The organism is Polaribacter sp. R77954 (assembly GCF_044595335.1).
GTDB lineage: Bacteria > Bacteroidota > Bacteroidia > Flavobacteriales > Flavobacteriaceae > Polaribacter.
In genome coordinates this window covers 611,951-631,600 of record NZ_CP138992.1, presented here as the reverse complement: position 1 = coordinate 631,600, position 19,650 = coordinate 611,951, and the positions used below count along the sequence as shown (strand labels likewise).

Sequence of the window (19,650 nt, the reverse complement as noted above, 5' to 3'; positions counted from 1 at the left end):
AAGAAATATAATAAAGTGTTTTTACTTTTGAATGTTAATTGTGGCTTTACCCACAACTGTAGATGTAACACCATCTAATGTTATTGATTTATTTACATCAGTTTCTATAGTTAACACATTATCTACATAAGAAATTACATTTATAGTCAAATTTTCGCCACTTTCATTTAATTGTAAAGTGTTGTCATCTAAAGCCCAAGAACTGGTGGTAAAACCAAAATTATCGTTAAAAAAAATATTATCAAAAATAAGACTTTCTGTTTTTTCAACTCCACTAGGCTCTGTGTATGTTAACTCAAACACAAAATCGCCTGTCATGGTTACCCGATTTGGATTTTCTGAAAACGTAATATTTGTATTAAAATTTTTTCCAAAACCCTTACCTGTAAGTGTAATGTTTACAGGATCTGTTACATTTAAAACAGCATCATCCATGGTGATGTTTTTAATTGTCCAAGTACCAGCCAAATCGCTGCTATTTATGGCTACTAAAGAGGTGTTAGATACTTTACAAGAAAATAACGATGTTAATATTAATGCAAGAATAAGTATTTTAGATTTCATTATGTGTGTTTTAAAAAATGATTAAAAAGCGGTTTTAATTTACCATCAACAGCCTTTTTTTTAAAATTACGAAATTAAATCAATTCTAACTCATAAATTTGTTTTATGAAAAAAATGATCATTGCAAGTACATCAACCGTTCATGGAAGTAGTTATTTAGAATATTTATTACCCACCTTAACCTCTTTTTTTAAAGGAATTAAAACGATTTTATTTATACCTTATGCAAGGCCTAGTGGAATTTCTTATCATGATTATACCACTTTAGTTAGTAAAGCTTTTGCAACAATTAATTTAGACGTAAATGGAATCGATGAATTTGAAAATCCAATAACAGCACTTCAAAAAGCTGAAGCTATTTTTACAGGGGGAGGAAATACTTTCGAGTTGGTAAATCAATTGTATAAAAACGAGGTTTTAGCAACTTTAAAAGAAGTTATTGACAATGGTACTCCGTATTTAGGAACAAGTGCAGGAAGTAATATTTGTGGAGTTTCTATGATGAATACCAATGATATGCCTATTGTATATCCACCAAGTTTTACCACTTTAGGTTGTATTCCATTTAACATCAATGCGCATTATTTAGACCCAATAAAAGGTTCTAAACATATGGGTGAAACTCGTGAAACCAGAATTAAAGAGTTTCACGTTTTTAATGAAACCCCAGTTTTAGGTTTACGAGAGGGGAGTTGGCTAGAGGTTTTAGGAGATGAAATTTATTTACGAGGAAAGTTAACTGCAAGATTTTTTCAAAAAGATAAACCAGCTATAGAGCTACAAATTGGAAACTTGAAGTAGGAGGTAATTTAGCTTGTTACTTCTCCTAGCTTCAAATTTCATATTTAATACCATTTAATATCCAATATAATCTGTAATTTCTAATCCGTAACCAATCATGCCTACTCTTTTAGTTTGTGGAGTATTGGTTAATAATTTTAATTTACTGATGTTTAAATCGTGTAAAATTTGAGCTCCAATACCAAAATCTCTTTGATCCATTGCAATTGCTGGCGCTTTTAACTCTCCGTTTTTTTGATTTTCTTTTAGTAAATGTAACCTAGTCAATAAATTTTTCGATTGATTTTGTTGGTTGATAAATAAAATAGCTCCTTTTTCTGCTTCATTAATTACTTGAAACATTTGGTCTAATTTTTTATCGGCATTATTTGTTAAGGTTCCTAAAATATCATTATTTACTAAGGTAGAATTGATTCTTGTTAGTACATTGTCTTCATTTGTCCAAGTTCCCTTAGTTAATGCAATATGAACTTGATTGTTGGTAGTTTGTTGATACGCTCTAAGTCTAAATTTTCCAAAACGAGTTTCAATATCAAAATCTTCTTTCTTTTCAATTAAAGAATCGTGCTCCATTCTATACGCCACTAAATCTTCAATAGAAACTATTTTAATATCAAATTTTTTAGCTACTTCTAAAAGTTGTGGTAAACGAGCCATAGTTCCATCTTCATTCATTATTTCTACAATAACCCCTGCAGGTTGTAAACCTGCTAGTCTTGCAAAATCAATGGCAGCTTCTGTATGCCCAGTTCTTCGTAAAACACCACCTTCTTTTGCCTTTAAAGGAAAAATATGACCAGGTCTTGCCAAATCGAAAGGTTTGGTTTCTTTATCTATTAAAGCATTTATGGTTAGGGCTCTATCTGAAGCAGAAATTCCGGTTGTAACTCCTTTACCTCGCAAATCAACAGATACTGTAAACGCAGTTTCCATAGGATCTGTGTTGTTGTTTACCATCATGCCTAAATCTAGCTCTTTACAGCGTTTTTCGGTTAATGGGGCACAAATTAAACCCCGTCCATGTGTTGCCATAAAGTTTACCATTGCTGGAGTTACTTTTTCTGCAGCAGCTAAAAAATCTCCTTCATTTTCACGATTTTCATCATCTACAACAATAATAACTTTGCCATTTCTAATGTCGTTAATGGCAGCTTCTATTGTGTTTAATTTTGTTTTTTTATGTAAAATCTGTGTACTCATAAATTATTCTTTTTTTTAGGTACTATTTTTTTGAAAAAATTAGTAACAGGTAGTAAAAAGGAATCTATATTAAAAATTCCTTTGTCTTTTGTGGCTCTTCTTGTTAGTAAAATAGCAATAGGAATCATTATAATAGCAGAGATCCAAGACCCTAAGAAAGAAGAAATACTGCTTTCTTCTGCTAAGTTTTTACCAAATGTATTGGTAAAAAAGTAAGTTACATATACTGCTATGGCTAATATCATTGGCAAACCAAAACCTCCTTTTCTAATAATAGAACCCAAAGGAGCACCAATAAAAAATAGGATAACACAAGATAGCGAAAATGCAATTCTGTTATAATACTCTGTATCGTAAAAATTTAAAACTTTACGTTTATACTTAATGCTTGTTTTGTTGGTTTTTAATGTACTTACCATTCTACTTAATTTGGTTACAGCAGAGTTTAGAATGGTTATTTGATCTTGCAGTTCAAAATTATTAATGGTTATACTATCTAGATTTTTCTTTTTTAAAGAATCTGTATATTGATACAATTCTTTAGCTTGTGCACTGATGTAAATATTCTTTGCTCGTAAAGATAAAACTTCATCATAATTCGTTTTTAGTTTTGGTATGGTATCTTTAATTTGCTTTAATGTAAACATCATTGGGCTATTTTTAGAATTTATGCTATCTAAAGCGCCATCATTTAACAAATCTCCCACATCAATATTAAACTCGTATTCTTTAAAAGTGGCACTAGAAGCTGCCATTTTTTTTCGTTTTATAGCTGTTTTTGCAGATTTTACATGTTCTTCGTAATAATTACCATTATACAAAACCAAGGTCATGTATCTACTACCCTCATCAGAAACTATTTTACCACTATCTGCTGTAATTACTTTTTGATTTCCGCGTTTTGCTTTTAAATCATAAATTAATACATTCTTTAAAAGGTTTTCGTTTTCGCCATATTTTTCATCAAATTTTATTTGATAACCAGGTATGTCTGAATTAAAACTTCCAGCAACTAAGGCCATTGCTGGTTTTTTCTTTTTAATGTTACTGTATAAATTTCGTTGTTTTAAATTGGCATAAGGAAAAATATTATTTAAAAATAAAAAATTAATCAAACTTAAACCAATAGCTAAAATACCTAGAGGCCTTACCAACCTTTGTAATGATATACCTGCTGATTTTGCAGCAGCAAACTCGTAGTTTTCACCTAAATTACCCAAAGCCATTATAGATGATAACAACACACCAATAGGCAATGCTTGCGGAATTATCATTAAAGTGGAGTAGTAAACAAATTTTAAAATAAAAATAAGACTTACACCTTTACCAGCAATATTTTCGAAGGCCTGCCACAAAAGTTGCATCACCAAAACAAATAGTACAATAAGAAATGTAGCTACAAAAGGAACTAGAAAGCTCTTTAAGATGTATTTATCTAAAATCTTCATAAAAAACAAAAATAGCATCTTAAATAGTAAGATGCTACTAATTTATTGTTAATTGAATTCTTTAATCAATCATATAATTTTTACTCAAATACTTTTGCTTATCAAACTTAAAAAAATTCTCTGATAATGCTTGATTACTTTTAAAATCGGTGATGGTAAAACTTGTTTTTGCGCCATTTGCACCTGTTTGAATTAGCTTATAAATATGCTTTGTTTTGGCATCTATGCCTAATTCAACTTTTATAATTTCAGAATCGCTATCCATTGGGTTTAAGGTTACAAATTGAATTTTTCTGCCATTCATGTTTTTTAAATCGCCCATTGCTAAATTATAGCCTTCTTTGTAAAAGGTTAGTAATTTAGATGGATAAATAAAACCATCATCTTCCCCCATATCTCCATCTGTTATAGAAATTTCTTTTTCTTCGTTATTGATAACATATAATTTTTTACCATCGTAAATAAAATTATTACCTAGATAATTAAGATTGTATTTTTCGCCTTGTAAATTAATTTCTCCACGAATTGGGGGTTCATCACCTTCATTAATTCCAGCTTCTTTATTACTCAAAGTTTGGCTAAAACTTAAATACATGTTGTTGTATGCAGACATTTTTGTAGACACATCATCTAACAATGATTTTGCGTTCGTTGAGTTTTGTGAAAATGCAACATTTGTAAAACATACTGTTAAAAATAAAACTATAATTTTTTTCATTTTATTGATTCTTTTCGTTTTCTAATAATTCTTCTAAAGCTATAAAGTCTGGTATTAAAACTTGCCTTGCTTTACTACCTTCAAAACCACCTACAATACCTGCAGCTTCTAATTGATCAATTAATCTACCAGCTCTATTATAGCCTAATTTTAGTTTTCTTTGCAACAAAGAAGCAGAGCCTTGTTGTGCAGTGATAATAATTTCTGCAGCTTCTTTGAATAATTTATCTCTATCTGTTATATCTATATCAACACTTGTGCCATTTTCATCATCTACATATTCTGGTAATAAATGTGCATCTGCATACGCTTTTTGCGACCCAATAAAATCGGTAATTTTTTCAACTTCTGGGGTATCTACAAAAGCACACTGAATTCTTTTAATATCATTACCATTGGTATACAATAAATCTCCACGACCAATTAATTGATCTGCACCACCAGCATCTAAAATGGTTCTAGAATCTATTTTAGAAGTAACTCTAAAGGCAATTCTGGCAGGAAAATTAGCCTTAATAATACCTGTAATTACGTTTACAGAAGGTCTTTGTGTGGCAACAATTAAATGAATACCAATAGCTCTTGCTAATTGCGCTAAACGTGCAATTGGTGTTTCTACTTCTTTACCAGCTGTCATTATTAAATCTGCAAATTCATCAATTACCAAAACAATATAAGGTAAAAATTGATGGCCATCATTAGGATTTAATTTACGCTTTTTAAACTTAGTATTGTACTCTTTAATGTTACGTACCATTGCTGCTTTAAGCAAATCGTAACGATTGTCCATTTCTATACAAAGCGAATTTAATGTATGTACAACTTTGGTAGTGTCTGTAATAATGGCTTCATCTTCACCAGGCAATTTTGCTAAATAATGACGCTCTATTTTATTAAATAATGTTAATTCTACTTTTTTGGGGTCAACCAAAATAAATTTTACTTCTGCTGGGTGTTTTTTATATAATAGTGATGTTAGCACTGCATTTAATCCTACAGATTTTCCTTGCCCTGTTGCACCCGCCATTAATAAGTGAGGCATTTTTGCTAAATCTACTACAAAGGTTTCATTAGAAATGGTTTTGCCTAAGGCAATAGGCAGTTCCATTTGCGACTCTTGAAATTTCTTTGAAGAAATTGCAGAATGCATAGAAACTATAGTTGATTTTTTATTAGGTACCTCAATACCAATGGTTCCCTTTCCTGGAATTGGGGCAATAATTCTAATTCCTAAAGCAGATAAAGACAATGCAATATCATCTTCTAAATTTTTTATTTTAGAAATACGGATTCCTGCTTCAGGCACAATTTCATAAAGTGTAATTGTAGGGCCAACAGTAGCTTTTATTTCTGCAATACCAATTTTATAATTTTTTAAAGTTTCTACAATTCTGTTTTTGTTGGCTTCTAATTCTTCAGGATCTATAGAAATACTTTCGTTGTAATGCTTTAATAAATTAAACGTAGGGAATCGAAAATTAGACAATTCTAAAGTAGGATCAAACTCACCAAAATCTTTTAAAATTTTATCTGATAAATTTTCTGTAGATGCTTCTTCTTCTCTAGCTACAGCCACATCTATTCCAACATCATTAATGTCTTCAACAGTGTCTTCTTGAGGTTGTTCAACTTTAAAATGTGGTTCAGAATCTTTTACTGTTTTTAAAACTATTTCTTCTGCGTTGTTTTGAACATCAGAATGATTGCTAATAGTAGGTTTTAAATTTTTAACGGATAACTCGAATTCTGATTTTTCTGATTTATCTTCCTTTTCTTCAACAATAGGTTTTGGTTTGTTTTTTGCTGCTGGTTTTGTTGGTTTAACCTTTGTTGTGCTTTCTTGTATTTTAGAATTTTCTAACGCTTCTAATTCTTGGTTTTCTTTTTCTGCTTCGCGTTCAATTTTTCTTTGCTTCATTTTTTCAATAAAAGCATCAATATTTACTTTATAACGTAAAACAACATACGTTAACAACAAAAAGATTAATGCAATGACTAAGCCTGTTTTGCCAATAAAGTTTTGTAGATAATTGTTGATTTCAAAACCAATTACACCAGATAATAAAGCATATTTATGATTTAAAAATCCTAAAGCTAAAGAAAGCCAAAGCATAGCAGCCATGTTCCAATTCCAAGAAATAATAATTTCTGAAAATTTCTTTTTAGCAAGGATAAAAAAACCAGATAAAAATAGTTGAAACGCAATAACAAATGCAGCAAAGCCAAAACCATCATATATAAAAAAGTGACTTAAGTTTGCGCCAATTTTACCCAATAAATTTTTACTTTTTACGCTTTTATCAGTAATATAAGCTAAAGTACTTTGATCTTCTTGCCAACTAAAGAAAAATGAAATAAATGCAATACATAGAAATAACGAAAATAAAATCAAGAAAAAACCAAAAATAGTTTGGGTTTGTCTTGATTTAAACGAAGAAAAAATATTTGTTTTTTTCGATGTAGAATCCTGAGTTTTATTTGTGCTTTCTTTCTTTTTAACCATTAAAAATGTTACCTATTTTTAAGGGGGTAAATATACATATTTGCTTAAAATAAAGCAGAAATTTTAGGTATATAAATAATACCAGCAATAACTAATGCTATTAAAGCAGCAAAAGTAGGTGCTCCAGCAGCAATGTCTTTTATGAGTCCTATTTTAATGTGAAAATCAGGATGAATAAAATCTGCCACTTCTTCAATGGCAGAATTACAAGCTTCTGAAACTAGTACCAAACCAATTGCTAAAAATTGTATTGCCCATTCTGTTGCAGAAATATCAAAAAAGAACCCTAAAATTATGGCTATTAAAGCAAAAAATAATTGTGCTTTGATGCTATCTTCGGTAGTTACTAAAATCCATAAACCTTTAAAGGCAAACTTTAAACTGCGAATTCTACCTCTAATAAAACCATCTTTAGGGTTTTTCATTTTATAAGGCGTTTAAAGCGGCTTCATAATTAGGTTCGTTTACAATTTCAGATACCTGTTCTGTGTAAACAATTTTTCCATCAGCACCAACAATAACAATACATCTAGAATGTAAATGTGCCAAAGGTCCATTTTCTATAGTTAATCCATAAGCTGCTCCAAAACTTCCTGTTGCAAAATCAGATAACATTACCACATTTTCAATACCTTCTGCACCACAAAAACGACCCTGAGCAAATGGTAAATCTTTAGAAATACATAATACTACAGTGTTTTCTAAATCTGCGGCCTTTTTGTTAAATTCTCTTACAGACATAGCACAAGTACCAGTATCTATACTAGGAAAAATATTTAAAATGATATTTTTACCTGTAAAATCTGCTAAACTTTTATGAGATAAATCTCCAGCTGTTAGTGTAAAGTCAGGTGCTTCATTACCTACTGCTGGTAAATTACCAACTGTTTTAATTGCATTTCCTTTTAATGTAATATCTGCCATTTTGTTTGTTTTTTATGATAGCCAAAAATAGGTATTTTTATTGAAATAGATTTGTAAAAAACTGTGAAGGTCATCTTAAAAAATGAATTTGTAATCTGTATCTTCGCAGACCAAAATTGAATAGCTAAAGTGAATATTAGTCAATACACATCAGAATTTAAATACAATTGGAAACTAGCAGCACCAGTAATGTTAGGCATGTTGGGGCATACTTTTGTGGCTTTTGTAGACAATATTATGGTGGGGCAATTGGGTACTGCAGAATTAGCTGCAGTTTCTTTAGGAAATAGTTTTATGTTTATTGCAATGTCTATAGGTATAGGGTTTTCTACAGCAATTACACCTTTAATTGCAGAAGCAGATGCATCTAATAATTTTTTACAAGCCAAAGCTACCTACAAAAACGGTTTGTTTTTATGCACAACTTTAGGGGTTTTATTATTCTTGATGGTGTTTTTTGCAAAACCTTTAATGTATTTAATGCAACAACCTCAAGAAGTGGTTGAGTTAGCAATTCCGTATTTAGATTTGGTAGCGTTTTCTTTAATTCCGTTGATTATTTTTCAAGCTATTAAACAATTTAGTGATGGAATGTCTATGACCAAATACCCTATGTACGCTACATTAATGGCGAATATTGTAAATGTTTGCCTAAATTATGTATTGATTTTTGGGAAATTCGGTTTTCCAGAAATGGGCATTGTTGGTGCTGCATATGGTACGTTAGCTTCAAGAATTGTGATGGTTATTTATTTGTGGCTTTTACTTAAAAACAAAGCACGTTCTAAAAGAATAATCAGCAATTTAAAAGTATTTACTTTAGATACAGTAATGATAAAAAAAATCATCAATTTAGGCTCTTTAAGTGCAATGCAAATGTTTTTTGAAGTGGCCATTTTTACGGCTGCAATTTGGTTGAGTGGTTTGCTGGGTAAAAATCCGCAAGCAGCAAATCAAATTGCATTAAATTTGTCTTCTATGACATTTATGGTAGCCATGGGTTTAAGTGTGGCTTCTATGATTAGAGTTGGTAATCAAAAAGGATTACAAAATTTTAAAGAGTTGCGTAGAATAGCATTTTCTATTTTTTTATTAGGGATTATTTTTGCGACGGTTTTTGCCACATTTTTCTTTTTATTTCATCAGATTTTACCAAAAATTTATGTTGATTTAGATGATGTTGCAAATTATGCTGATAATTTAGAGGTGATTTCTATTGCATCAAAATTATTATTGGCTGCAGCAATTTTTCAAATTTCTGATAGTATACAGGTTGTGGTTTTGGGGGCTTTACGTGGTTTACAAGATGTAAAAATACCCACTATTTTGACCTTTATTTCGTATTGGTGTATTGGTTTTCCTGTATCCTATTTTTTGGGAAAAGAAAATATGTTTGGTAGTTTTGGTATTTGGTTAGGTTTATTGGCAGGTTTGTCTACAGCTTCTGTATTATTATTTATTAGATTCAACCGATTAACATTGAGTTTGATTAAGCATAACAATTGTTAATCAAAATAAAAAAACCAAAGAAACTATTGTTTTTTCAGAACTCTTTAATCAACTTTTACCTCATTTTTTTAAATGTTGTATAAAGTTTAGATTTTAAATTATTTTATCCCTTTTTATGAATACATTTAGCTATAAATAAAGCAAAAGTTAATGAAGTTTACATTAGGCATTGAAGAAGAATACCAAGTAATTGATCCAATTACTAGAGAGTTAATATCTCATGATCAGAAAATTGTAACCAATGCAGCCAAAGTTTTAAAAGACCAAGTAAAAGCAGAAATGCATCAAGCAGTGGTAGAAGTGGGGACTAATATTTGTGAAGATGTTACAGATGCTAGGCAACAAATTTCTCAACTTCGTAAATCAATTGCTACCATTGCTGGAGATTTAGGCTATAAAATTGGTGCTGCAGGTACACATCCGTTTTCGAAATGGGAAACACAATTAATTACACCCAACCCCAGATATGATGAAATTATAAATGAAATGCAAGACACAGCAAGGTCTAATTTAATTTTTGGGTTACATGTACATGTGGGTATGGCTGATAAAGATATGGCTTTGCATTTGGTAAATGCCATGCGTTATTTTTTACCTCATTTGTATGCTTTATCTACAAATTCACCTTTTTGGGAAGGTAGAAAAACTGGTTTTAAATCTTTTAGGTCTAAAGTTTTCGACAAATTTCCAAGAACAGGTATTCCTGGTATTTTTGATAATTATGCACAATATGAAAGTTATGTAAATTTGCTTGTAAAAACAAAATGTATTGATAATCCTACGAAAATTTGGTGGGATATTCGTATTCATCCAGTTTTTCCAACAATAGAAGTACGCATTTGCGATGTGCCAATGACTGTTAACGAAACCGTTTGTATTGCTGCTTTAATTCAGGCTTTAGTAGCTAAATTATATAAATTAAGAACACAAAATTTAAATTTTGTAACGTATCACAGAGCATTAATAAATGAAAATAAATGGAGAGCTGGACGTTATGGAATTGAAGGTAAAATGATAGATTTTGGAAAAGAATCTGAAGTTGAAACCACAGTTTTAATGCAAGAATTTGTTGATTTTGTTGATGATGTTTTAGATGAATTAGGTTCTAGAAACGAAGTAGAATACCTCTATAAAATGATGAAAATGGGTACAGGAGCAGACAGACAATTGCAAGTTTTTGAACAAACAAAAGACTTAACAAAAGTTGTAGATTATATAACAGCACAAACAATATTAGGAATTTAATGTTGTGTATTAAAAGAATAAATTTATGAAACGTAAACACATTTATTTACTACTGTCTGTTCTTGGAATTTGTTATACTTGGTACTATAATATTCAATATTTTAATACCGTAAAAGACGCTAATTTGGTGGGCTTTTTTAAAGATGCACAACAAAATTTTGCAGGAAAATCTTTTGGAGCAGATTTAACTGTAGTATGTTTCACTTTTTTTGCATTCATGATTCCTGAGTCTATTAAACTTAAAATTAAATATTGGTGGACATTAATTCCGTTAACGTTTTTGGTTGCAGTTGCATTTACATTTCCATTATTCTTATATTTGAGAGAAATTACAATTGAGCATAAACAGAATGAGATTTAAATTATTTGCATTATTACTTTGCTTTTCTTTTCAGAGTATCTGTCAAAATCAAGTGTATTTTTTAAAAGATTCTGCACATACTTTTGCGAAAGAAAATATTGCTTTAGGTAGTTTTCAAAAGCTAAAAAAACAAATTTTAGAGCAATATTCAGATGATGTATATTGGTTTAAAATTCCATCTTATCCCACAAATTCAGAATACGTTTTTAAAATTGTTTATGAACGTATTAGTGGGGTAGAAGCCTATCAAAACAATAAAAAATTACAAAAACTTAAAAATCAACGTTTCTTAAGTTATCAATTTAATAGAGAAAATGATGTTTATATAAAAGTATCACCAAAATTACATGCTTATATTCCTGTAGAGTTTAATAATTTAGAAACTACTATTTTAAAAGAAAACAACCATTTTTTGTTAAACGGCTTTTATTATGGTTTTGCTTTTTTAGTAATTATTTTTAATTTATTCTATTACTTACTATTTAAAGATGATGCTTTTTTATATTATGCATTGTTTTTAGGTAGTACATCTTTTGGTGTTTTTACTATGGATGGAATGCTAAATTATTTAAATATTAGCGATAGTTTAAATAATGTAATAATGATTTTAAACTATTATTGTTTGGCTTTTTTCTCTTCTAAATTTGCCAATAGTTATTTGTTTTTAGAAAACTATTATCCAAAACTAAAAAGATTAAGTTATGCTTTGGGAATCATTATCATAATTTCAGGACTATTATACCTGAATAGTAAAAACTATTATTATCTTCTTTCTGTAAATATATTAGTGTTTTCTTTATTAATAATCTACTGGTTTAGTTCAGTTTTATTATTTAAAAAGAACGTTTACACCAAAATATTATCATTTGCATTTGTTATCATTCTATTTCTTGGAGTAGATTTTTTTGTGTTAAATTTTTTAGGATATTCCATATTACACACCAATCAAAATAATATTAAAATTGGTGCATTCATAGAAATGATCATATTATCTATAGCCGTTTTGTATAGAATGAAAACGCTAAAAGAAGAAAATGAGTTTATGACACAAGAGATTATCAATTATTCTAAACTTTTAAATATTAAAAACAAAGAGAACAAGAATAAGTCAATTACTAATAATATTGATGATTTAAGTGTAAGAGAAAGAGAAATTTTTGATTTAATATTGATGGGAAAATCAAATAAAGAAATCGCAACAACTGTAAATATTTCTATAAATACTGTAAAATTCCACATTAAAAATATTTATGAAAAGTTACATATTAAAAGCAGAAAAGAAGCCTTTAATTTATCTTTTCATTAATGTTTTAACCCCTTTAAGCCTCAAATAACCCATAAACTACCCATAAACTACCCTTGTAAAATCAGTTAAACTGATGGTTATGTATTATTTTTGATATATACAACAATTTTAAATCCCCCAATTTTTAATAATGAACCCTAGATGTATTCTAGGGTTTTTTCTTGTCTTATAAAGTTATTTTTATAAATTTATCTAATAACTTAAAACGTTTAAATTATGAATGAAATAGATGATTATAAAAAAGAAAAAGAGGCTAAAAAAGAGACTTCTTTTATGAAGAACCAACATCAGAAAAAAGAAATCTTTAAAAATCAGCAAGAAGGACAACAACAACAATAATGGTTATTGCATTTTTTCAAAAAAAGTAAATTCGTAAATGGGTAATAATTCAGGATTGCTGATTTTAATAATATCTTTTAAAACCAAATCTGGTCTTGTGGGCGCTAATTCGTAATAAAGTACGCCACCAGTTTTACCCTTTTTAGTTGTTGGTGTGTAAATTTTGTTTTTTTGAAATGCTTCGAATTTTTCATATAATCTATTGCTATTTAACATTTGTTCTTTTGATGCAAAATAACCAGGGGCAATCCAAAAATCAGCATTTTGTCCTTTATCAAACACGCTTTCAAAACTCAGAGAAAGGCTTCCTTTTCCTTTCGAAGTTTCCCATAAATAATTTAAGTTAGCGTCTTTTAGAAATTGCGCAACAAAACTATTTCCAGCAGGCAAATTCCAAATGTCCTTACTCATAATAGCACCAGATAAAATAGTAGGTTGTTTAGTTGCTTTTAAAGCAATTTGTTTCGCTTCTAAATAGTTTCTTTCTATCATTTTAAAAATACTATCTGCTTGCTTTTCTTTTGCAAACAAAACACCAAAAAACTTAATCCATTCTGCTCTTCCTAAAGGACTTTCTTCCAACCAATCTCCATTATATATTACATTTATTCCAGATTTTTGAATGGTTGTTAAAGATTTATCAGCAGAAGAAACGCTATAACCTACCACCAATTCTGGTTGTAAATCCAATAAAATCTCAGTGTTTAGAGCACTTTCTTTTCCTATTTCCTTTATATTTCCAGCATCAATCAAAGCTCTTGTTTTTTCTGAAGATACATACTTTGAATAGGGGAAGCCTACTATTGAGGTTTCTGCACTCAATAATTCAATCATAGGAATATGTGTTGTGGATGTCACAACTATTTTTTCAATAGGAACATTTATTTCATCATATTTATTATCAACAATTGTATTTTTATTTTTTTTTTTGATGATATACGCAAACGTATTTTCAGAATTTTGATAAGCGGATTTTATAATCAACTTTTTTACACCATTTTCATCAACAATATCAAAGCCTTTTGCATATTTTATGCTGCTTTTATGTGTTATTTCAGAATCGTTTTTTTGAATTTCTTTTTTACAAGAAAAAAATACTAAAAACCAACAACTAAAAACTACTAACTTTTTAATCATGAATACACTTGATTTTCTTGTTCTTGAACTCTAATAAACGTAGTTCTTTTAGTTAATTCTTTCAATCTTTTTGCGCCAACATAAGTGCAAGTAGAACGTATGCCACCTAAAATGTCAACAATGGTGTGTTCCACATCGCCTCTAAATGGTACTGCAACTGTTTTTCCTTCGGATGCTCTGTAATTGGCAACACCACCAGAATGTTTGTTCATGGCAGTTTCTGAACTCATGCCATAAAAAGCTTTAAACTTTTCTCCATTTTTTTCAATCAATTCGCCTCCACTTTCTGTGTGTCCTGCTAACATACCACCCAGCATTACAAAATCTGCACTGCCACCAAAAGCCTTAGATAAATCTCCAGGAATTTTACATCCTCCATCAGAAATAATTTGACCACCCATTCCATGAGCAGCATCAGCACATTCTATAATTGCAGACAATTGTGGGTAACCCACACCTGTTTTTACTCTGGTTGTGCATACAGAACCTGGGCCAATACCTACTTTTATAATGTCAGCACCCGCTAATAACAATTCTTCTACCATTTCACCAGTAACTACATTACCAGCAATAATAATTTTATGAGGATTGTTTTTACGCATTTTTTTAACAAATTTTACAAAATGTTCAGAATAACCATTGGCAACATCAATACAAATAAAATTGATTTGTGGAAATTCATTTAAAATTGTTTTTACTTTTTCGGAATCTTCTTTTCCTGTTCCTGTACTTACAGCGATGTTATTTAAAACTTCTTTAGTAGCGTTTGAAGCAAATTTTCGCCATTGTTCTATAGAATAATGTTTATGGATTGCTGTAAACATTTTGTGTTTTGCTAATGCAGTAGCCATTTTAAAAGTGCCTACAGTATCCATATTTGCAGCCATAATGGGTACGCCTTTCCATACAATATTACTATGTAAAAATTTAAATTCTCTTTCTAAGCTAACTTGTGAACGAGATTTTAATGTAGAACGTTTAGGGCGAATCATTACATCTTTAAAACCCAATTTTAGGTCATTTTCTATTCTCATAAATCATTAAATATTGAATGTTAAAGATATAAAATTGATAATAGAATTTATTAGATTCTTAAAAATAATACGTCTACATTTGCCCAGATTTTGGTTTTGATGTAGAAATCGTTCTACATTAAATTAAAAGGGAATCTGGTGAAAAACCAGAACTGTACCCGCAACTGTAAGTTTATACTGAACTAGTTTCAGTACCTCTGTAGAGGATGTTATTTATTCTTAAGTCACTGACATATATTGTTGGGAAGGCAAATAACATAAAAACAAGTCAGGAGACCTGCCATTTTCACGAGTAGAAAACTTTCGGGATAAAAGTTTATGTACTAATATTTATTTGTACACAAAATTTACCTGATTTATTTAAAAAATCCGAAAATATTATTCGGAATAACCAATTATTGTCTTTTCAAAAAAAAGTAAAAGGCAAAATTTTAAAGTAAATCATTACAATGAAAAAACAATTATTAATTGTTAGTATGCTGGTATGCAGTTTTGCCAGTAAAAACCTTTTTGCACAACAAAACAAAAAGCAAAAGGACAACGTAGAATCTTTAGATGAAGTTGTAGTTACGGCTACAAAGTTTGCCTTAAAAAAAGAGAATACAGGTAAAGTAATTACTAAAATTACCCAGAAACAATTGCAAGAGAATGCAGGTAGAAACCTAATAGAAATTCTAAATACTGTTGTAGGTATTGATGTTAGAGGTGTAAACGCTAATGCAGCAGAACCAAGAAATATTTATGTAAGAGGTGGCAGAAGTAGGCAGGTTTTAGTGCTTATTGATGGTGTGCCTGTTACAGATCAATCAGCTATTAATCAAGATTTTGATTTGCGTTTATTGGCAGTTAGCCAAATTGAAAGTATCGAAATTTTAAAAGGTGCTTCATCTACCTTATATGGCTCTGGTGCTGCAACTGCGGTGATTAATATCATTTTAAAGAAATCATCAAAAGATAAAATTTCAGGTACTTTTGAAACTAGTGTGGGAACTAATCATACAGCAACAATAAAAGGAGAAAATTCGGCAAATAACAATCAAAATGTTTCTGTGAATGGAACTTTAGGGAAATTCAATTTTTTGAGTTCTTTTAATATGTCTAAAGTTGATGGAATGTCGTCTGCAAAAAGCAATTCAAATACTACTTTTGAAGAAGATGGTTTTTACAGCAGAAATGTTTTATTAAAATTAGGCTATAGGTTTCATAAACAATTTTCAATGGAATCTTTTTTTAATTTTGATGAGTTTGAATATGATTTTGATGCAGGTGCATTTGCAGATAGTGATGTGAATAAAGGCAATCAAAAACAAGTTAGATTTGGTTTTAAGCCTAGTTTTACTTACAAAAAAGGGCAATTATATCTTTTAGCTTCTTTAAATGAGGTAAAAAGAGGTTTAGATCAATTCAATTCTTTTTCAAATACTTTAGATAATTATCAATTTAATGGGCAAAGCATACATTTAGATTTGGTAAATAAGTATGAGTTCTCTGAAAATTTACAATTAATTACAGGAATCAATTACCAAGAACACTCCAATCAAACCGAAACTCCGTTTGCAACGATTGATAAAGATATTGCTAATTTTAATACAGTTGACCCTTATGCTAGTTTGGTATATATTAGTAATTCTGGATTAAGTGTAAATGTTGGAGGGCGCTATAACATGCATAACATTTATGGAAACCATTTAGTGTATGATGTAAACTTGGCATTTGCGGCGCTTAAAAATGATAAAACCTCTTTAAAGCTAATCACTTCTTATAGTACTGCATTTATAGCACCAAGTTTGTATCAATTGTACGATGGTTTTGCAGGTAATATTGATTTAAAACCAGAATCAAATCAAACTTTTGAAGTTGGTTTTGAAGCAGCCTATCAAGATTGGATAAATGTAGATGTGGTTTACTTTAATAGAAAAGAAGAAGATGCCATTATTTTTGATAATACTACTTTTAAATATGCAAATGGTTCTTCTGATGCCAGTGGTTTTGAGTTCAACACAAATATTATTCCTACAGATTTTTTAACGCTTAATTTGTCCTATACTTTTATTGATAGAGATCAATTTGAAGATTTTGACGATTATATACCTGCCAATAAATTTTTAGCAAGTTTAAATTATAATGGACTTAAGAATTCTTTTTTTAATTTATCCTATAGAAATGTTGGCGAAAGAACCGTTTTTGATAGGTATGGTTCATTTGGTACAGCTGGTGAAGATGTTGTTTTAGAACCTTATCAAGTTTTAGATTTTACTGCAAATTATAAATTATTAAAGGAAACAGTTACCTTTTTTGGAGGCGTAACCAATATTTTGAACGATGATTATGATGATATTTTAGGTTTTTCAACTAGAGGAAGAAATTACAAAATAGGAGTAAGGTTACAGTTTTAATTTGTCCTCTTTTAGCAATATATTTAACTAGAGAAAAGGCTGTCTAAAAAGTATAAAATCCCTGTCATTTCGACTGTAATGGAGAAATCTTAATTTTGATTATCAAATAGTTAGATTTTTCTACTTCGCTCAAAATGACATATAGAGCTACTTTTCAGACAGCCCTTTTTTTTAGTTATAGTAATTTGCGCACTTCACTTTTAATAAAATCTATAGCAGTTTCTGTTGGAGGTAATGTTTTAGAATAATCAATTAAAATATTTTCTCTAAAATCGTTAGCAGAACTAGATACTTCAGCTACTTGCGTTAATTTGTTAATAATTGCTCTTTTAGATGCAATAATAGACAGCCAAGCATCATTAGAAATATAAATTTGTTGTACCAAATTATGTTCAAATTCTTGGTCAATATTTGCAATCACCAATTGTAAATAATCAGAAGTGTTATCTGTTAAAGGTTTTACTCTTAATAACATTTTTACAGGATTTATACGTTCACAAAACAACAACATACGCTCATAAGCTTGTAGTTTTAAGGGTAACGATTCCTTTTTCTTTTCGGCCATCAACATCATTTTTTTCTCATTATTTTGTTGCTGTATAAAACCGTTAAACATATAATAAGCCACAAAACCTGTTACTGCTGCTGGTAAAATGTAGGCAATGCTTTCTAGCAATTTATCTTCCATAATTTAGAATTTATTTAATATGTACAAATATAAAACACCTATTAGTATGGCAATTCCAAAACTTAATAAAGTACCAATTAAAATGTATTCGGTTAATTTTCTGTCTTTAGAAGATGTTAAATCGCCAAAACGAAACACAGATTTGGCAGCTAACAAAAATCCAATACCTTCCCAATGGTTTGTAATTATAAAGGTAAATACAAAAAGACGTTCTAAAACACCTATATAACGTCCTGCTTTTGCTAAAGAATCGTCGTTTTCTTTTTTACTTTCAGGATTCCATTGTGTAATAATTAATTTTATAAGAATAGATGAAACACTAATTAATAACACAATTGCTACCAATAATAAAAGTGTTTTTTTATTAAGAATTGCATCTAAAGAAATTAAGAAAGGATAATAATAGTGTGCTATAATTACTAAAATTAAAATGTGCAGTATTTGATCTGTAAAAAATAAAAATCGTTTTGTTTTTTTCTTTTGGATGTAGAGTTTTATCAAGTCTATTATATAATGAGAGGTAATTATCATAAATATGCCTAAACCATAATTTTGAATGTTAAAACCTAAAACAATTAGTAATAATAATAAATGTACACTAATGTGATAATATAGTGGTAACGATTTAATTTTCCTTTTCTCTTTTTCTTTAACCCATTTATGAGGTTGAAATGTGAAATCGCCCAAAAAATGTGTTAATAAAATTTTTAAAAAGAATAACATCCGTTTATTTTTTTATAAGTTACCATATCACGAAATATTTTTTCGAATCTTAAAATTTCATCTAATCCAGCTCTTTTTCTTCTTTCACTTGCGCTACTTTCAGAAATATTTAGCGCTTTAGCCAATATTTTTTGAGTAGTTCCTCTATTTTTTAAATACCTTACAACAAATTCGGCCGAATTTGTTGTCCAATTATCCATTGTTAATAAGGCTAAAGCTATTGTACTATTCATTATTTCGTTAAATTGGTCATCATCAGTTAAAATAGCTAAATTTTGTTTTTTTATTAGAGCGTCAAATGCTTTTCCACTAAAAATAAACGCTTCTCCATTTCCTTCGGTTATATTTTCATAATTATTGTTTTTTTTGCCAATTCCAATCCCAATTCTTACATCTAAATTTTTTATTTGCTTTAAAACAGCCTTTAATTTTATAGCAAAAAGAAGTCCGTTTTCAGCTTCTTCTATCTCAATTTGAAAACTATCTCCTCTAAATATTTCCCAAGTTTTCGGAGTTTTTCCAACACTGTTAAATTCACTTTTTAATAAAGGTAGCCAGTTATCTGGATGAACTGTTCTAGAATTTATAATATCGCCAGTTAAAATGCTTGTCATGATTAATTTTTTGTAAAAATAACTTTTAAATCATAAATTAGCAAATAATTCGGGTTTTAAGACGAATACATAATAATTCGGGTTTTAAGGCGAATATATTTATATTCGGGTTTTAAGACGAATTATTAAATTAATAACTT

At 29.4% G+C, this 19,650-nt stretch carries 19 protein-coding genes and 1 riboswitch; of the genes, 7 read left to right on the top strand and 12 right to left on the bottom strand.

What is annotated here, in order from left to right:
* Positions 1-21: 21 nt before the first annotated feature.
* Positions 22-564 carry a hypothetical protein gene (locus SJY27_RS02750; RefSeq protein WP_397446726.1) on the bottom strand — a complete coding sequence of 181 codons (543 nt, stop codon included), beginning with the start codon at positions 562-564 and terminating at the stop codon, positions 22-24.
* A 105-nt stretch (positions 565-669) separates the two neighbouring features.
* Between SJY27_RS02750 and pepE the strand changes: the two genes are divergently transcribed.
* The gene (pepE, locus tag SJY27_RS02745) at positions 670-1,365 is read left to right on the top strand and encodes a dipeptidase PepE (RefSeq protein WP_397446725.1); all 696 of its coding nucleotides are present in this window, start codon (positions 670-672) and stop codon (positions 1,363-1,365) included.
* A gap of 54 nt (positions 1,366-1,419) precedes the next feature.
* Here pepE and ribB read toward each other — a convergent pair whose 3' ends face one another.
* The 6 genes from ribB to tpx all read right to left on the bottom strand — a co-directional run bounded on the left by ribB (position 1,420) and on the right by tpx (position 8,158).
* Entirely contained in the window at positions 1,420-2,565 is a 1,146-nt protein-coding gene (gene ribB, locus SJY27_RS02740) for a 3,4-dihydroxy-2-butanone-4-phosphate synthase (RefSeq protein WP_397446723.1), read from the bottom strand.
* On the bottom strand, positions 2,562-4,013 hold the full coding sequence (locus tag SJY27_RS02735) for an LptF/LptG family permease (RefSeq protein ID WP_397446722.1): 1,452 nt from the start codon (positions 4,011-4,013) through the stop codon (positions 2,562-2,564). The genes ribB and SJY27_RS02735 overlap by 4 nt, the downstream gene beginning before the upstream one ends.
* 61 nt (positions 4,014-4,074) lie before the next feature.
* A complete protein-coding gene (locus SJY27_RS02730) occupies positions 4,075-4,731 on the bottom strand; it encodes an outer membrane lipoprotein carrier protein LolA (protein ID WP_397446721.1) in 657 nt (218 codons plus the stop codon).
* Between the two features lies 1 nt (position 4,732).
* A complete protein-coding gene (locus SJY27_RS02725) occupies positions 4,733-7,234 on the bottom strand; it encodes a DNA translocase FtsK 4TM domain-containing protein (protein WP_397446720.1) in 2,502 nt (833 codons plus the stop codon).
* 44 nt (positions 7,235-7,278) lie between these two features.
* Positions 7,279-7,659, bottom strand: a complete 381-nt coding sequence (locus SJY27_RS02720; RefSeq protein ID WP_397446719.1) for a diacylglycerol kinase — start codon at positions 7,657-7,659, stop codon at positions 7,279-7,281.
* Between the two features lies 1 nt (position 7,660).
* On the bottom strand, positions 7,661-8,158 hold the full coding sequence (gene tpx / locus SJY27_RS02715) for a thiol peroxidase (protein ID WP_397446718.1): 498 nt from the start codon (positions 8,156-8,158) through the stop codon (positions 7,661-7,663).
* 129 nt (positions 8,159-8,287) lie between these two features.
* Here tpx and SJY27_RS02710 point away from each other — a divergent pair, with 129 nt between their 5' ends.
* The 5 genes from SJY27_RS02710 (at position 8,288) to SJY27_RS02690 (ending at position 12,918) form a co-directional block, all read left to right on the top strand.
* Positions 8,288-9,667 carry an MATE family efflux transporter gene (locus tag SJY27_RS02710; protein ID WP_397446717.1) on the top strand — a complete coding sequence of 460 codons (1,380 nt, stop codon included), beginning with the start codon at positions 8,288-8,290 and terminating at the stop codon, positions 9,665-9,667.
* A gap of 150 nt (positions 9,668-9,817) precedes the next feature.
* The gene (locus SJY27_RS02705; protein WP_397446716.1) at positions 9,818-10,912 is read left to right on the top strand and encodes a carboxylate-amine ligase; all 1,095 of its coding nucleotides are present in this window, start codon (positions 9,818-9,820) and stop codon (positions 10,910-10,912) included.
* A 25-nt stretch (positions 10,913-10,937) separates the two neighbouring features.
* Positions 10,938-11,273, top strand: a complete 336-nt coding sequence (locus SJY27_RS02700; protein ID WP_397446715.1) for a DUF2834 domain-containing protein — start codon at positions 10,938-10,940, stop codon at positions 11,271-11,273.
* Positions 11,263-12,579: a 7TM diverse intracellular signaling domain-containing protein gene (locus SJY27_RS02695; RefSeq protein ID WP_397446714.1), complete on the top strand. Its 1,317-nt coding sequence runs from the start codon at positions 11,263-11,265 to the stop codon at positions 12,577-12,579. The genes SJY27_RS02700 and SJY27_RS02695 overlap by 11 nt, the downstream gene beginning before the upstream one ends.
* A 216-nt stretch (positions 12,580-12,795) precedes the next feature.
* Entirely contained in the window at positions 12,796-12,918 is a 123-nt protein-coding gene (locus SJY27_RS02690) for a hypothetical protein (RefSeq protein ID WP_397446713.1), read from the top strand.
* 3 nt (positions 12,919-12,921) lie between these two features.
* Here SJY27_RS02690 and SJY27_RS02685 read toward each other — a convergent pair whose 3' ends face one another.
* Both SJY27_RS02685 and SJY27_RS02680 read right to left on the bottom strand, forming a co-directional pair.
* Positions 12,922-14,055 (bottom strand): ABC transporter substrate-binding protein, encoded by a 1,134-nt coding sequence (locus SJY27_RS02685; RefSeq protein ID WP_397446712.1) that lies wholly within the window; start codon positions 14,053-14,055, stop codon positions 12,922-12,924.
* A complete protein-coding gene (locus SJY27_RS02680) occupies positions 14,052-15,089 on the bottom strand; it encodes a GMP reductase (protein ID WP_397446711.1) in 1,038 nt (345 codons plus the stop codon). Before SJY27_RS02680 ends, SJY27_RS02685 begins: the two co-directional genes overlap by 4 nt.
* Positions 15,090-15,163: 74 nt before the next feature.
* Positions 15,164-15,389, top strand: a riboswitch (cobalamin riboswitch).
* 149 nt (positions 15,390-15,538) lie between these two features.
* Here SJY27_RS02680 and SJY27_RS02675 point away from each other — a divergent pair.
* Positions 15,539-17,485 (top strand): TonB-dependent receptor plug domain-containing protein, encoded by a 1,947-nt coding sequence (locus SJY27_RS02675; protein WP_397446710.1) that lies wholly within the window; start codon positions 15,539-15,541, stop codon positions 17,483-17,485.
* A 175-nt stretch (positions 17,486-17,660) separates the two neighbouring features.
* Here the strand turns inward: SJY27_RS02675 and SJY27_RS02670 are convergent, their stop codons facing one another.
* Genes SJY27_RS02670 through SJY27_RS02660 form a run of 3 tightly spaced genes read right to left on the bottom strand, consistent with a single transcriptional unit; the run spans position 17,661 to position 19,510 of the window.
* Positions 17,661-18,173 carry a hypothetical protein gene (locus SJY27_RS02670; protein ID WP_397446709.1) on the bottom strand — a complete coding sequence of 171 codons (513 nt, stop codon included), beginning with the start codon at positions 18,171-18,173 and terminating at the stop codon, positions 17,661-17,663.
* Positions 18,174-18,176: 3 nt separating this feature from the next.
* Positions 18,177-18,896: a DUF3307 domain-containing protein gene (locus SJY27_RS02665; protein ID WP_397446708.1), complete on the bottom strand. Its 720-nt coding sequence runs from the start codon at positions 18,894-18,896 to the stop codon at positions 18,177-18,179.
* A complete protein-coding gene (locus SJY27_RS02660) occupies positions 18,881-19,510 on the bottom strand; it encodes a SatD family protein (RefSeq protein WP_397446707.1) in 630 nt (209 codons plus the stop codon). The genes SJY27_RS02665 and SJY27_RS02660 overlap by 16 nt, the downstream gene beginning before the upstream one ends.
* Positions 19,511-19,650: the final 140 nt, after the last annotated feature.

Excerpts from the sequence above, each read along its gene's own strand:
- SJY27_RS02750 (WP_397446726.1), bottom strand. The coding sequence starts at position 564 with ATGAAATCTAAAATACTTATTCTTGCATTAATATTAACATCGTTATTT.
- tpx (WP_397446718.1), bottom strand. The coding sequence starts at position 8,158 with ATGGCAGATATTACATTAAAAGGAAATGCAATTAAAACAGTTGGTAAT.
- SJY27_RS02665 (WP_397446708.1), bottom strand. The coding sequence starts at position 18,896 with ATGTTATTCTTTTTAAAAATTTTATTAACACATTTTTTGGGCGATTTC.
- SJY27_RS02680 (WP_397446711.1), bottom strand. The coding sequence starts at position 15,089 with ATGAGAATAGAAAATGACCTAAAATTGGGTTTTAAAGATGTAATGATT.
- SJY27_RS02685 (WP_397446712.1), bottom strand. The coding sequence starts at position 14,055 with ATGATTAAAAAGTTAGTAGTTTTTAGTTGTTGGTTTTTAGTATTTTTT.
- SJY27_RS02720 (WP_397446719.1), bottom strand. The coding sequence starts at position 7,659 with ATGAAAAACCCTAAAGATGGTTTTATTAGAGGTAGAATTCGCAGTTTA.
- SJY27_RS02675 (WP_397446710.1), top strand. The coding sequence starts at position 15,539 with ATGAAAAAACAATTATTAATTGTTAGTATGCTGGTATGCAGTTTTGCC.
- SJY27_RS02670 (WP_397446709.1), bottom strand. The coding sequence starts at position 18,173 with ATGGAAGATAAATTGCTAGAAAGCATTGCCTACATTTTACCAGCAGCA.
- ribB (WP_397446723.1), bottom strand. The coding sequence starts at position 2,565 with ATGAGTACACAGATTTTACATAAAAAAACAAAATTAAACACAATAGAA.
- SJY27_RS02660 (WP_397446707.1), bottom strand. The coding sequence starts at position 19,510 with ATGACAAGCATTTTAACTGGCGATATTATAAATTCTAGAACAGTTCAT.
- SJY27_RS02705 (WP_397446716.1), top strand. The coding sequence starts at position 9,818 with ATGAAGTTTACATTAGGCATTGAAGAAGAATACCAAGTAATTGATCCA.
- SJY27_RS02725 (WP_397446720.1), bottom strand. The coding sequence starts at position 7,234 with ATGGTTAAAAAGAAAGAAAGCACAAATAAAACTCAGGATTCTACATCG.
- SJY27_RS02690 (WP_397446713.1), top strand. The coding sequence starts at position 12,796 with ATGAATGAAATAGATGATTATAAAAAAGAAAAAGAGGCTAAAAAAGAG.
- SJY27_RS02700 (WP_397446715.1), top strand. The coding sequence starts at position 10,938 with ATGAAACGTAAACACATTTATTTACTACTGTCTGTTCTTGGAATTTGT.
- pepE (WP_397446725.1), top strand. The coding sequence starts at position 670 with ATGAAAAAAATGATCATTGCAAGTACATCAACCGTTCATGGAAGTAGT.
- SJY27_RS02730 (WP_397446721.1), bottom strand. The coding sequence starts at position 4,731 with ATGAAAAAAATTATAGTTTTATTTTTAACAGTATGTTTTACAAATGTT.
- SJY27_RS02695 (WP_397446714.1), top strand. The coding sequence starts at position 11,263 with ATGAGATTTAAATTATTTGCATTATTACTTTGCTTTTCTTTTCAGAGT.
- SJY27_RS02735 (WP_397446722.1), bottom strand. The coding sequence starts at position 4,013 with ATGAAGATTTTAGATAAATACATCTTAAAGAGCTTTCTAGTTCCTTTT.